The sequence below is a fragment of the Leptolyngbya sp. FACHB-8 genome (assembly GCF_014695575.1).
GTDB lineage: Bacteria > Cyanobacteriota > Cyanobacteriia > Elainellales > Elainellaceae > Vacuolonema.
This window is the reverse complement of record NZ_JACJOO010000067.1, coordinates 1-14,638: the sequence shown is the minus strand read 5'-3', so window position 1 is coordinate 14,638 and position 14,638 is coordinate 1. Positions and strand designations below refer to the sequence as shown.

The 14,638-nt window shown below is 51.0% G+C and carries 8 protein-coding genes and 1 pseudogene; 8 read left to right on the top strand and 1 reads right to left on the bottom strand.

Translation table 11 applies throughout. The annotated features are described in order from the left end of the window. Positions 1 to 202 precede the first annotated feature (202 nt). On the top strand, positions 203 to 1,609 hold the full coding sequence (locus tag H6F91_RS17265) for a glycoside hydrolase 100 family protein (RefSeq protein WP_190774894.1): 1,407 nt from the start codon (positions 203 to 205) through the stop codon (positions 1,607 to 1,609). 79 nt (positions 1,610 to 1,688) lie between these two features. Here the strand turns inward: H6F91_RS17265 and H6F91_RS28590 are convergent, their stop codons facing one another. Continuing rightward, a complete protein-coding gene (locus H6F91_RS28590; RefSeq protein ID WP_190774895.1) occupies positions 1,689 to 3,188 on the bottom strand; it encodes a GGDEF domain-containing protein in 1,500 nt (499 codons plus the stop codon). A 1,230-nt stretch (positions 3,189 to 4,418) separates the two neighbouring features. Here H6F91_RS28590 and H6F91_RS17255 point away from each other — a divergent pair. From H6F91_RS17255 to H6F91_RS17225, 7 genes and pseudogenes are all read left to right on the top strand, one after another. Next, a complete protein-coding gene (locus H6F91_RS17255; RefSeq protein ID WP_190774896.1) occupies positions 4,419 to 4,937 on the top strand; it encodes an outer membrane beta-barrel protein in 519 nt (172 codons plus the stop codon). A 360-nt stretch (positions 4,938 to 5,297) separates the two neighbouring features. Further along, entirely contained in the window at positions 5,298 to 7,199 is a 1,902-nt protein-coding gene (gene sir, locus H6F91_RS17250; RefSeq protein WP_190774897.1) for a sulfite reductase, ferredoxin dependent, read from the top strand. Positions 7,200 to 7,783: 584 nt separating this feature from the next. Beyond that, positions 7,784 to 9,106 carry an aminotransferase class I/II-fold pyridoxal phosphate-dependent enzyme gene (locus H6F91_RS17245; RefSeq protein ID WP_190774898.1) on the top strand — a complete coding sequence of 441 codons (1,323 nt, stop codon included), beginning with the start codon at positions 7,784 to 7,786 and terminating at the stop codon, positions 9,104 to 9,106. A gap of 332 nt (positions 9,107 to 9,438) precedes the next feature. Continuing rightward, complete coding sequence (locus H6F91_RS17240) at positions 9,439 to 10,806, top strand: GH1 family beta-glucosidase (protein WP_190774899.1); 1,368 nt, start codon at positions 9,439 to 9,441, stop codon at positions 10,804 to 10,806. 191 nt (positions 10,807 to 10,997) lie between these two features. Then, entirely contained in the window at positions 10,998 to 11,531 is a 534-nt protein-coding gene (locus tag H6F91_RS17235) for an alpha/beta hydrolase (protein WP_190774900.1), read from the top strand. A gap of 148 nt (positions 11,532 to 11,679) precedes the next feature. Continuing rightward, positions 11,680 to 13,332, top strand: a complete 1,653-nt coding sequence (locus H6F91_RS17230; protein WP_190774901.1) for an AarF/ABC1/UbiB kinase family protein — start codon at positions 11,680 to 11,682, stop codon at positions 13,330 to 13,332. 788 nt (positions 13,333 to 14,120) lie between these two features. Further along, positions 14,121 to 14,638 (top strand): annotated as a pseudogene (locus H6F91_RS17225) (helix-turn-helix domain-containing protein); the annotation flags it as partial.

Here is a 14,638-nt window from a genome sequence, read left to right as displayed (position 1 = left end):
TGTGTTTGAGTGCATCCTGCCAGCTAGGGGGATGCTTCCTTCGCAGATACCTATCAAACTGTAGTAGCGTTGGCGATCGCCATTGCTTCGTTCCTGTTTGAGATGGGTGGGCTCCAAATCCTGGCGTATTGTACGGGGTTGGATAGCCACAACTTTTTAGTTTTCCTTATCTGCCCCTTACCCGTTATCCTCAGATTGCGCAATGGAGACTCAGATCAAGACTACAACGGATTCCTGGCAACTACTTGAACGATCCATCATTTACTATGGCGATCGTCCCGTTGGTACCGTGGCTGCCTCAGACCCTAGCGTCGAAGCCCTGAACTACGATCAGTGCTTCGTACGAGATTTTGTATCCTCGGCCCTCGTGTTCTTGCTAAATGGTCGAGCTGACATCGTTCGTAATTTCTTGATTGAAACTCTGGCGTTGCAAAGTAGTGACAAGCAAATGGACTACAGCCACGCCGGACGGGGACTGATGCCAGCCAGCTTTAAGGTGATGAATGAGGGTAGCCATCACTACTTGGTAGCTGATTTTGGCGAACACGCCATTGGCCGCGTTACCCCAGTAGATTCCTGCTTATGGTGGCTCATTGTGCTGCGAGCCTACGTGAAGGCGACAGGCGACCTGGATCTGGCTTACCAGCCTGATTTCCAACAGGGCATTGTATGGATTCTGAAACTATGCCTGGCCGATCGCTTCGACATGTACCCCACCATCCTGGTACCCGATGGTGCCTTCATGATTGACCGCCGTATGGGGGTAGACGGTCACCCGTTGGAAATTCAAGCCCTCTTCTATGCGGCCCTGCAGTCGGCTCGGGAAATGCTCCTACCCGGCTACAAGCGCGACATTTATTTGGAGGTCATCAACCAGCGTCTGGGAGCTTTAAGCTACCACCTGCGGCAGTACTACTGGCTCGATCTGAAGCGGCTCAACAATATCTATCGCTACCGCTCTGAGGAATTTGGTACCTCTGCCATCAATAAATTCAACATCTACCCTGACTCTATTCCTGAGTGGGTACATGATTGGATGCCGGAGCAGGGCGGTTATCTGGTGGGCAACCTCAGCCCTGCCCGAATGGACTTCCGCTTTTTTGCCCTGGGGAATTTAATGGCAATTATGTCTTCCCTGGTGACAGCTCAAGAAGCACAGCTCATCATGAGCCTGATTGAGCAGCGCTGGCAGGATTTGGTGGGTCATATGCCGATGAAGATTTGTTACCCGGCGATCGCTGACCAGGAATGGAAGATTCTCACCGGTTGCGACCCCAAAAATGTGCCCTGGTCATATCACAACGGTGGCAACTGGCCTGTGCTGCTGTGGTTCCTGGTCGGAGCTGCTATTAAAACCGGGCGTATGGAATTAGCTCAACGGGCCATGGAAATCGCGGAGCGACGTTTGGCCGATGACGGCTGGCCTGAATACTACGACGGGCGCTATGGGCGTCTGGTGGGCAAAGCGTCTCGGAAATACCAGACCTGGACGATCGCCGGCTTCCTGCTGGCAAAATCCATGCTGGAAAATCCTGAACAAGCTGACCTCATCAGCTTTCGCGAAGATCCCGGTACCCTCGATTGGCTGTACAAGCTTCAGGAGTTTTAGCGCAATTTGAAATTTGACTGGTCTTTCAAGCTGAGGTGTTCTATGGAGGTGTCCGCTTGAGATGCTCGGCCCAGCGAAGTTAATGGGATGGCTCAAATACAGTTACCCTATCGCGCCCATTCAGCTTCGATTGATACAGTGCCTTGTCCGCAGCTGCGATTAATATATCTGCCGTGTCGCCGTGCCGTGGAAAGGTGGCAACTCCGGCAGAGAGAGTGACATTGCCCATATTTTTTCCGGCATAGTGCATGGAAATATAGTGGAGTCCCTGGCGAATGCGCTCGGCTCGCTCCTGGGCCTTTTCAAGAGGGGCTTGCGGCAAGATTAGAATGAACTCTTCCCCCCCGTATCGGCAGGCAATATCCGTTCCCCGTACAAATCCTTTCAGAAACAGGCTGAAATCCCTTAATACCTGATCTCCTGCCAGGTGCCCAAACTGGTCATTGAGGCGCTTAAAGTGATCCAAGTCTAGAAGAATGATACTGACGAGGTGTTGCCCTCGGAGGGCGCGATGTAGCAGATGGGGTAGTGTCTCTGCCAGGTAGCGGCGATTAAACAAACCTGTCAGGGGGTCACGAATACTACGCTGCTGCAATTCATCAATATGCTGAAGTCGCCATAGGGTTAAGGCTAGCTGTTGGGCGATCGCCTCCCCCATAGGTAACAACTCGGCGGGCAGTTTATCCGTCTGAGGTTGCCAGAATGCTAATGCCCCTAAGACCACCTGATCCATCGTCGTAATAGGGACACAATATTGTGATCCTGACGGGGGGGGCAGGGCTGTGGGTGTGTTTGGGTGCGCAAGGTTGATGGGGCGATCGCGGCAGGGCCGAGAACACTTAAACTGAGCCTGCTCTGTTCTCATGACAGGGCAAAAGACGGTTACACAACTCTCTGCTGAGGAAGGCCACTCTCCCCACTCAACGGCAACGGTCATGTGAACGTCTAACGCATGCGAGAGTAAAATGCGGCCGGAGCAGTCGGGTATCAGAGGCTGAACCCACTCCGCCAGGGACTGAAACAATTCTGCCTGGGTAATGCAGGACTGCATCCAGCAACTCATAGCATTCAGGTGATGGAGCTGTTCGAGGGTGTTTTTAGGAGTCGTGCCGGACGGAGGTTCCGGGGAGATCCGATATGCAGGGGCGATCGGTGCTATCAGCCTGGTCAGCTTTTCTGCAATCAGACTCAGCATATCCAGCTGATCAGCGTTCAGGGTTCGAGGCTGAGTGTCGAGCACCAGCAAAGCACCCATCATCTGCCCATCTACCCCCAACCCGATGCCTGCCCAGGTCCGAAAATGAGACAACCGCTGAATTTTGCTGGTTCGGCTGGCAGCGGTCTGAACCGTACCCTGGATGGCTCGAGCTTCCCCAGAAAAATGAGATTCGACCCGCTCAAATAGGGGTCGGGCTAGAGGCTCGGCACTCCGCACAAAGGGCCAGCCAATTTGGCTAGCAATTGAATATCGAGGGGTGGTGCCTAGCTTCAGCACCAACAGGACAGTGGGTACCTGACAAGTCGCCTGAGCCAACTGCATCAGACGATTGACATCAAACTGTTGTAACGGTTGGTTCACACCCGACCACGCTCCTGGCTTCGATAGGCTTGAGCCCATAGGATTGGGATAAATGTCACGGGTATGATTTGAGGACGGCAGAGCAGGGAAAGGGAAATCAGACGACCCATAACCCATAATGAAATTTGGCTTAGTGAGTGAGAGCCAGCCAGCAATATGTAGCGCGAGTTGCTCGATACCTCCATATAAACGCCCTGACTATAGGCGAGCAGATGAAAGGTTCTAAGTGAAAACCCCAATGCTGTCTGTAGGCTTCACTCTATAAGGTTCCCCAGAATACCCTGAGATAGCCCATAAATTTGTTGCGATTGGTGAATTCTCAAGGGCTTAACGAAGTAGCTCAGTTTCATTGAACATAAGACCCAGAAGACTCAGCATTGTACAGGCAGCATTTTCGAATGGGTGAGGTACGAGGTATAGATGTGGGTTAAGGTTCTACAGCCATTTCTCGTATCTCGCCTAATTGGAAAGGGATATACAGCGCCTTGCGCTTGAGTTAGACACGGTTGTTTTTGTGAGAGCCGCGCTCCGCGCGGCTCTCACAAAAACAACCAGGTTTTAAGCGGTTGAAAAACGCTGTATACTCCCACATGATTTGTGAAACAGTTTTTGCCAGTAAAACCAACTATGCCCATCTTATCTTGCAAAAACTATTCAGGATTTCTATCACGATATTGAAGAGCTATTTGGAAAGTCTGGTTTTTGCATTTAAAGACCCTTGAAAAAATCACGCTTTTTAGAGAAGTTCTAATTGGGTTAGCTATTTCGGTTAGAAGATGCTCATCCAGATGGGTGATTCTTCTTGTTCCTTGGAACCAAACTGCAATTTCTTGCGTCTTGCGAAGACCTTGAAAACACAATTTAAGACATAGTTGCTATCCTTCTAATAGCCACTTTTCAAAGCCTTTGCCTCATTGGCTACCGCATAATTGTCATTATAAAGACCCACCACATTGTGTGACAGTTGTAGAAAGAGGCTATGGCAAAATCCAAGTTCTTCAGGCTATCGATACAACTGTAATAGGTTCTTGAACAGGTGAAAGTTATCAGCAAAAATGATGGTCTTCCACTAATCAAGTATCAATAGAGAGGGGTGAAATCTTCCTTCTATTACTTTAGTTTTTTATAACTAAAGCAAGCCCTAATAGAAGCTTTGATGTACTCCCCCAATTCATTTTCTATGCCGTCGCATTGAAGCCTTCACTATTTGATTGAGGAGAGATTGAAACCATGAAAAACGTACTGAAATCCCTTGCTGTGGGGTCTGTAATGACCGCTGCGATCGCTGCCCCCATGCTGCTGTCTGCAGGTCCTGCCTCAGCTCAACCCTTTGTGGGTGGTATGAGTGGTAGTTACCTGGGTGGTGGTATTTCCGCAGGTGTTACCGAAGATGGCACCTTTGGCGGGAACGTGCAGGGGCGTTTCGATGTGCCCGTTGCGCCTGTCTCTGTACGGGGTGCTGCCCTGTTCTCTGATGATGGCGTTGCTCTGATGCCCCTCGTAACCTACGATCTGCCCGTCGCCCCCCGCACCAACCTCTATGTGGGTGGTGGCTACTCCTTCGTAACTGAGGAAGGTGGTGATACCCCTCTGGGTAACCAGAACGCCCCTGTGGTGATGGCGGGTGCTGAAACAGCGGTGACCCGGAATGTCGTCGTTTACGGTGACGCGAAAGTGGGCATTGATGCTTATCAAGACAGCAATGATGCTGCCATTAGCCTACAACTCGGTGCGGCCTACCGCTTCTAAGTCTTCTCCTGATTGATACACAGGAAATCTACGCGGCTTCTGGATATCCCAGGAGCCGCGTTTCTTGTACAGAACGTATCTCAAAACCCTAAACATGGAAGGTGCCCAAGTTTGCGCCAAGTACTTCCCTACCTTATATATATGGGCTCGGTTTAATACACCACACTCAACAGAAGCATGGTATGAGGAGAACGTAGATTCTTACCTCCGGGTTCTCCCTACAACGTAAGTGAACATCGTATTAAGTCGTAACCAGGATCCACAGAACAGGTGCTACAATCAATTTCGAACTAATTTTCCATAATCCCGGTAGGAATACTGGGAATTCCCCCATCAGTCCAGCGTACTAACCGAATTCTTATGTCTCCCACTTCTGCACCGTCTGCCTCACAAGTATCAAAGGTCGAAGGCATTAAGGAGCGCAGTCAGCAGTTACGAGAGCCAATTGCGACTGAGTTGCTGCAAGACACGACCCACTTCAGCGAAGACGGCACTCAAATTCTGAAGTTTCACGGGTCTTACCAGCAAGACAATCGTGATAACCGCGTTAAGGGCCAAGAGAAAGACTATCAGTTTATGCTACGGACGCGTAGTCCGGGGGGCATTATTCCATCGCAACTCTACACGGCGTTGGATCAACTTTCTGAGGAGTATGGCAACGGTACTCTGCGGGCAACCACTCGGCAAGGTTTTCAGATTCACGGCATCCTCAAGAAGAACCTGAAAACCGTCATGGCTGCCATTGTGCGGAACATGGGATCTACCCTTGGGGCCTGCGGTGACTTGAACCGTAACGTCATGGCTCCTCCGGCTCCCTATGCCAACCACCCGGAGTACATCTATGCTTGGGAATACGCTAACAACATTGCAGATTTGCTAGCTCCGCAAACCGGAGCCTACTACGAAATCTGGCTGGATGGAGAAAAATTTATTTCTGGGGAAGAGCATCCCGATGTGGTTGCGGCCCGTCAAGCGAACGGCAACCGCACTATCTTCCACGATGGCGAAGAGCCTATTTACGGGCAACATTACATGCCCCGTAAGTTCAAGATCGCTGTTACGGTGCCAGGGGATAACTCTGTAGACCTGTTCTCCCAGGATGTGAGCTTGGTGGTGATTACCGACGACCAGAAGCAATTGCTGGGCTTTAACGTTTACGCCGGTGGCGGTCTGGGTCGGACTCACAATAAGGAAGAAACCTTTGCCCGTGTAGCTGACCCCATTGGCTATGTAGATAAAGAGGATGTATATAGCCTGGTGAAGGCGATCGTGGCAACCCAGCGGGATTATGGCGATCGCAAAGACCGTCGTCACGCCCGGATGAAGTACCTACTGAATGATTGGGGGGTGGACAAGTTCCGTAGCGTTGTTGAAGGTTACTTTGGTAAGGCCATTCAACCTCTCAAACCGCTGCCTCCCTTCGAGTACAAGGACTTTCTCGGCTGGCATGACCAGGGCGACGGCAAATTCTTCCTGGGTATCTCTGTGGAGAATGGCCGCATTAAAGACGAAGGCGATTTCCGGCTGAAAACTGCGATGCGTCTGATTAACCAGAAGTTCGCGCTGCCTATCCGCCTGACTCCGCATCAAAATGTTCTGTTCCACGACATTGAACCGGCGGATAAGCTGGAAATTCAAGAAATTTTAAGCAGCCACGGCATTAAAGCTGTCGAAGAAATTGACACTCTGGTGCGCTACTCCATGGCCTGCCCTGCGCTGCCTACCTGTGGCCTCGCCGTCACCGAGTCCGAGCGGGCACTCCCCGGCATCCTCGATCGAATTCGTGCCCTGCTGACCAAAGTAGGTCTGGAAGACGAGCATTTCGTTATCCGCATGACGGGGTGCCCCAACGGTTGCGCCCGTCCCTATCTGGCGGAGTTGGGTTTTGTGGGTCAATCCCCTGAGTCTTACCAGATTTGGTTGGGTGCTGATCCCCACCAAAATCGGTTGGCTCAAATTTATGCTGACAAGAGCCACATCAACGATCTGGAAGTCACGCTGGAGCCACTGTTTGTGTACTTTAAGCGCGATCGCCATCCCGGTGAGAGCTTTGGAGATTTCTGCGATCGTGTGGGTCTGCAAAGTTTGCGGGAGTATGCAGCCCGTTACACGTCGGGGATGGTTGCCAAGGCCACGAAAGTACGTCACCGCATTGGTGTTCGCGATGATCTGTACGATCGCCTGAAGACTGCTGCAACGACTGAGGGTATCTCCATGAGTGAGGTGGTTGCCAAGGCGTTAGAAGCTTATCTGAACGGCTAATCTATGTGAGGTGAGTTTCACTCACCTCACATAGATTCCTTTAAACTTCTGAAGATAAAGGAACTCAGACACCCGGTGTTTTTAGGAACACCGGGTGTCTTATATTTTGGCGTTGCTGAAGGTATGAAATGGGATATGGAACCACAGTTCCACATCCCATTTCATACCTTCAGCAACGTACACATTTTAGCTTTGTATATCGCAATTTTTGAAATACTCAAGTAATAAAGATTTCGCTAATTGTAAATGTGTGGTGAGAAGGGAAATAGCCGTTGGAATATCACTCTTTTTACATGCGTCCAGGATGGCATAATGCTCTAGCTGAGAACGAGCCTGAGATTTTGTAAGAGATAGATGTAAGCGTACATAGCGATCGGAATGAATATGAATCTTCTCCTAGTTCGGCCTCCCCAATGATGGCTTCGGCTTGATGCAAGGCTTTGGAGGTTACGTGGGGGATGGCGAGAGGTATACGATTTGTACGGGTTAATCGTATACGATTTATGGCTATGGATTGCAGGCCGCTTCTCCGGGGTGGGGAAGGTGGATGCGATCGCTCGCTTATTTTCCTAGGAGACAGGCTGATGCAAACCCTGGCAAAGCGGTCATGGGTGCCTACCCATTCTGAAAACTACATTCAATCCCTGGCAGAACAGTATGCGGCGCTCAATGCCGATGCACTGGAGGCCGAACTTGATCGCCTGATCACTGAAAATCGTGACATTCACGAGCAACGCTGCATTAATCTCAATCCTGCAACTAATGTGATGAACCCCAAGGCAGAAGCCGTACTGGGTCGCGGATTAGGCTCCCGTCCTTCATTGGGTTACCCGGGGGATAAGTATGAGATGGGGTTAGAGGCGATCGAGAAAATTGAGGTGATCGCTACTGAACTCGCCTGTGAAGTATTTAATGCCCGGTTTGCGGAAATCCGTGTCGCTTCGGGAGCGATGGCCAACCTGTACGCATTCATGGCAACCTGTCAGGCAGGCAGCAAAATTATTGCGCAGTCGCCTGACATTGGAGGGCATATTACCCATCACCAACCCGGTGCTGCTGGGCTGTTTGGTCTAGAAATTCATACAGCACCTGTGGATATTCCAAGCTACACCATTGATGTCGAAGCATTGCGGCAACAGGCCCATCAGATAAAACCTCAACTGATTACGGTTGGTGGCAGCTTAAATCTGTGCCCCCACCCGATTCGCCAGATACGCCAAATTGCCGATGAAGTGGGAGCCTACGTCCTTTTCGATGCGGCTCATCTGTCGGGGATGATTGCCGGTCGTGCCTGGCAACAACCCCTGGAGGAAGGGGCACACCTGATGACCATGAGTACCTACAAGAGTTTGGGTGGCCCTCCGTCTGGGCTACTGGTGACCAACGAGCCAGAGTTGGCTCAACGACTTGACCAGATTGCGTATCCAGGATTGACCGCTAATTTTGATGCGGCAAAATCTGCATCCCTGGCAATTACGTTGTTGGATTGGAAGGTTTACGGACAGGCTTACGCCGCTCAGATGGCAGAAACTGCGATCGCTTTGGCTCAGGAGTTGGCGATCGCCCAAATCCCCGTCTTTAAAACCAAGGACGGATATACTCACTCGCATCAATTTGCGATTATTGCCGAAGTTTTTGGCGGCGGCCAACAGGCGGCAAAACTTCTCCGTCGCGCCAATCTGCTCACGTCGGGTATTGGCCTTCCTATAGAACCCATCGAAGGGGATCTCAATGGCCTACGCATCGGTACCCCCGAAATTGTGCGCTGGGGTATGACCACTGCCGATATGGGCGAACTGGCTACGTTGATTAGCCGTGTCTTAATTGACAAAGAACCACCAGAAACCGTTGCGCTGGATGTTCTCAAGTTCCGCCAACGTTTTCAAACATTGCACTTTATGCGGTGATGCTATTTTGATAAAACTCAGAATGGCTTTCACAAGGCTTATGCAAGTTCTCTATATGAAATCTTTGTTGTGTAGGGTGCTTTGCACCCTACACAACAAAGATTCGTTGCGGGAAAGTGCAGCTTAACCGCATTCTCCCGAAAAAGTTACGAGTTTTAATTTTGTAAGAATCCTTATTATCCAAGATATTCATCCTCCAACAAGATTGCATTTTGTGTAGAGAATGTACATCAATCCTTGAGATAGTATTGTCGCTCGGTTGACTGAATTATGCTGGACTAAAGGCAAACAGCTTCAATCTTGCCTGGTCGCGATCGCAATCTCCTAACATTATGAATTACGTTTTTCCCCCAACCTTTCAATGGGGTGTTTCAACAGCTTCCTATCAAATTGAAGGCGCAGTGGAGGCAGATGGGCGGCGGCCCAGCGTGTGGGATACCTTCAGTGCCACCCGAGGACGTACGCTGCAAGGTGCTACCGGAAAAATTGCCTGTGATCATTACCATCGCTACGAAGATGATGTTCGATTAATGGCGGAACTGGGAGTCAAGCATTACCGCTTTAGCGTGGCATGGCCTCGCATCGTACCGGAAGGACGAGGGGAAACCAATCAGGCCGGCTTAGATTTTTACAATCGTTTAGTGGATTGCTTGTTAGCTAACGGCATCACGCCCCACGTCACTCTATTCCACTGGGACAGCCCTCAGGCTTTGGAAAAACGGTATGGGTCATGGCGCAGTCGAGAAATGGCCCAGGACTTTGCCGATTATGTGACCGTCGTGGTGAAAGGGTTGGGCGATCGCGTCACCCACTGGATGACCATCAACGAAATCTTCTGCTTTACCCACATGGGTTATGGCGTGCAGCAACCTCCCCATGCGCCAGGGACAAAAGTGCGATCGTCCAAAGACGTTTGGCAAACCTCTCACCATGCATTGCTGGCCCACGGTTTGGGTTGTCAGGCCATTCGCGCCGCCACTCCCCAACCTTGCCAGGTAGCCTTGGTGGACAACTTCCTGGCAACCGTGCCTTTGACGGAAACTCCCGAAGATATTGCCGCTGCCAAAGCCGCCTTTCCGAGAACCGGAACCAACGGTGGCATTATTGTGCCGGCTCTCACCGGACAATACAGCCCTGCATTGCTTGCAGACCTGGGCAAGGATTCTCCTGACATTGCTCCCGGCGATTTGGAAATTATTAACCAACCTCTCGACGCCTTGGGTTTGAATATCTATACAGGAGTGTATGTGCGGGCAGCAGCCACGCCTCGAGGGTACGAAAAAGTACCTTTTCCTAAAAGCTACCCGCGCTTGCATATGCCCTGGTTACACATTCTGCCAGACAGCCTCTATTGGGCCGTTCGCCACATCAGCGAAACCCTTCAGCACCCCGAGTTACCCGTTTTTATTAGTGAAAACGGCTGTGCTGTTGAAGATGAAGTGACAAAGTCTGGCGAAGTATTGGATATAGACCGCATTCATTACCTGCGGCACTACCTGCGATCGCTACATCGTGCCACGGCAGAAGGCTTCCCCTTAACCGGTTACTTCCTCTGGAGCTTCATGGATAACTTTGAGTGGGCCTATGGATACGATCGCCGTTTTGGTATCACCTACGTTGATTACGCCACACAAAAACGTATCCCAAAAGCTAGCTTTTATTGGTACCAAAAGTGTGTGACCGAGAATCAGATTTTGTAATCGATTCTTCATAAGTCTAAGGATAATATTTTCTCAAATAGTTGATCTTTTGTGTATCCTATCTGCTCCATCCCAATCGTTTGAGGATCATTATCGTTAACTTCAAAATGAAGCAGAAAAGTCAACGACGTTTGCTTTTTTGCTTCATTTTGAAAAATTTGTTTGGCTCAGTTTATAGATGTCGCGATCGCATGCCTCCAACTGTTCTCCTCGTTCCTGGCTACCTCAATTCTGCTCCCGATCATTGGCAAAGCCTCTGGGAGAAAGAACATCCCAACTTTCGCCGGGTCGAACAACGAGATTGGGAAAACCTCGATCGCACGGAATGGGTGCAAACCCTGGATCACGCCATTCGTGCGATCGCCGATCCCATTCTCCTGGTCGGGCACAGCTGCGGGTCAGTGTTGATCCCCCTATGGGCTGAACAATGCCCTCCCCACACGGTCATCGGTGCTCTGCTTGTCGCCCCCGCGGATTGCGAAGCACCCGATGCCATTCCCGCCATCACAGCTCTGGCTCCCATGCCGCGATCGCCCCTCCCCTTTCCCAGTATCCTCGTCGCTGGCACCGATGATCCCTACATGGCTTTCCACCGCTCCAAAGAGTTTGCCCAAGCCTGGGGCAGTCGGTTTGAGGCGATCGAAGGTGGCGGTCATATCACAGCAACGTCAGGGTTTGGGCCTTGGCTTGAGGGAAAACGTTTTTTGGAGGAGTTGGGTGGGTGAGAGAGCAGAGATGCTGTACCTTTCTATCCCCAGTGTCCTCTTGGGCTTCTACTCTTATTCCTGTCCTCCTGTAGACACAGAAACCCTTATTCCCTTGCTAGGCTAAGGCAAAGGGGCCTTCCTTGTTCGACCCCCGGAGCGATCGCCCATGTTTGCCAGTCTTGTAAAGAGCAGCTCTCGTCAGGCCGAAATTGCCGAGGTCGTCTTTCGGAACGGATGGGATTATATGCGGGGCTTGCTGACTGTAGGCCGCGCTGAGGAACCTAAATTGCCTACTCCGGCAGTTTTACGAAAGATCCTGATTGAGCTGGGGCCTGTTTTTGTGAAGCTGGGGCAGTTGCTTAGCACCCGCCCTGACTTGTTGCCGCCTGCCTATATCGAATCCCTCAGCACCTTACAGGGAGATGTGCCGCCCGAGCCCTGGAGCGAAATTGAAAAAGTGCTTCAGGAAAGTTTGTCTCAATCCCTGACGGAAACCTTTTCCAGCTTTGACGCTGTGCCCGTGGCCGCGGGTTCTATTGCCCAAACCCACCGGGCTACCCTCCAGGATGGACGAGCGGTAGCGGTCAAGGTGCAACGCCCTGGCCTATCCGTTGCGGTGGAACGGGATATTAGCCTGATTCAATTTTTGGCGGCATTGGTCGCCCAGACTGACTTTGGCCAGTATTACGACATTGTCTCTCTGGCGGAGGAATTTGTTCAAGCCCTCCGAGCCGAGTTGGATTTCATGAAAGAAGCCCGTGCCACGGAGCAACTGCGACAAAATCTCTCTACCAGCCATTGGTTTGACCCCACCCAAATCACCATTCCCGAAATTATCTGGCCCCTCACCTCGGAGCAGGTGTTGGTGATGGAATGGATTGAGGGGAAGCCGTTGCTGAATGCGTTGCGGGATGAGTCAACGGAACTGCATGAAAGTGCAGAGGAGCAGCGGGCGATCGCCGACCTCCTCCTCCGTGCTTTCTTCCAGCAAGTCTGTCTGGATGGCTTCTTCCACGCTGACCCTCACCCTGGCAACCTGTTTTACATGACCGATGGGCGAGTGTGCCTGCTGGATTGCGGCATGGTCGGACGCCTCGACCCTCGCACCCAGGAAGTGCTGCTAGAACTCATCCTCTCCATCGTCAGCATGGATGCTCGCCGCTGTGCCCAGCTCACCTTAAATCTGGCTCCCTCTTCCCACCCCGTCAGTCTTGCCAAACTGGAGACGGATTACGATCGCCTGCTCCGCACCTACTACAGCACCAACCTCTCAGAGGTGAACTTTAGCCTGTTGTTCTATGAGGTGCTGCAAGCTGCGCGCGATAACCGCATCCGCATTCCAGGGAATTTGGGATTGTGTGCGAAAGCGATCGCCAACCTGGAGGGCGTTGCCCGTATTCTAGATCCTGACTTCAATTTCACCGAACAGGTGCGTCCCCTGATGGCTGACGTGTTCCGGCAACAACTCCAGGGCAATGCACCGCTTCCCTCTTTATTGCGGGCGGTGCTTGACCTGAAAAGTTTGACGCTGCAATCTCCCCGTCAAGTAGAACTATTCCTCGAACGGCTCACCTCCGAGACATTGCAATGGAACATTAACGTACAGGAATTGGACTCGGTGCGGCGGGCTATGGATACCGCTGCGAATCGCCTCTCTTTCAGTATCCTTGTCGGTTCGCTGATTATGGGAGCGGCAATTATTTCGGCCAACTCACAGTTTAGTCAGGTGTCGTGGTTGAGTGATGCGTTATTTGCGATCGCCAGCTTCTTAGGCTTGTGGCTAATTGTGGGAATTTTGCGATCGGGACGCTTACGATGAACGGATGTAATTTGTTCTTGAAAAGTGATGCCAATATTCAGGATATTGAACGTGGAGTAGACGTTAATGCGATCACCAACTCAAACAAACAAATAAAGACAACGAATTCTCGATTGCTGGTAGTCAGACTAAGTTTGGAATGAAGAAATCATGTCTATCAGTCCTCTAGGAGAATCCATAGATATGCATGAGATGCGCAGTTTCGCTTGACGGCAGGGTCATAGGAATTGCGAATGCTGTCTGTCCAGCGGCTTTAACGCACTCCTATGGCACGTAAACAGGCAAACGAGGCTAAGTTTTCCTTCCCCCTTGATTTAAGCCGAAGACAGTTTTTGCGAACCCTTGGGTTTATTGCTGGAGCTGGAGCCTCCTTCGCAAGCGGATTTTTGCGTCGTCCTTAACGGGTTGGGACCACTGAACTCCCTAGGTTGGCGGAGGCGAGGCAAACCCAAAACCGTATTAAGGATATTTGGGGCGATCGCCCGAGTTCAACGCCGCTGCCCCCGATGCCTTTGTCTAACTCTCCGCAATTGTTAGGGCTTACCAAGTCCACCATCTGTAGAGCATTTTTGCTGTGTGGTGTGCAAAGCACACCACACAGCAAAAATGCCTAAGCCTAAGCTTTTGAATGTCTTGCTGAATCGTGTTGAATGGGTATAAGCCGGGAAAAGTCTCCTTCATCTCTAAACTGGGCAAATTTAAACTGTCGAGTACTAGTGGTCTGTCAGCTTTATTTTGAGGGGTAACTAAACGATAATGGATGAAAGCTCGTCTCCCCCTTTAACAGCATGGCAAAAAAGAAATACATCGTAGCTCTGACTGAGCAAGAGCGAGAAACATTGGAAAAACTGACGACGACAGGCAAAACCTCAGCCTACAAAATGAATCATGCCCGGATTCTGCTGAAGGCCGATATCAATCGAGCGGAAGGCGGTTGGACGGATGAGGCTATCAGTGACGCCTTAGATATCAGTATTGCCACCATTGAACGGGTACGGCAACGGTTCGTCGAAACCAGTTTAGAGGCCGCTTTAACTCGGCAAGTTCAGCACCAGCGAAAAGCTCGACGCTTAGATGGTGAGCAGGAAGCCCGTTTGATTACGATGACCTGTGGGGAGGTTCCAGACGGCAGAGCCCGTTGGAGTCTCCGCCTACTCGCCGAAAAGATGGTGGAACTGGAGTATGTCGAGAGCATTTCCCATGAAACGATTCGACAAACTCTTAAAAAAACGAGCTCAAGCCCTGGTTGAAAGAATGTTGGGTGATTCCACCTGATGCCAATGCATCGTTTGTGTATCACATGGAA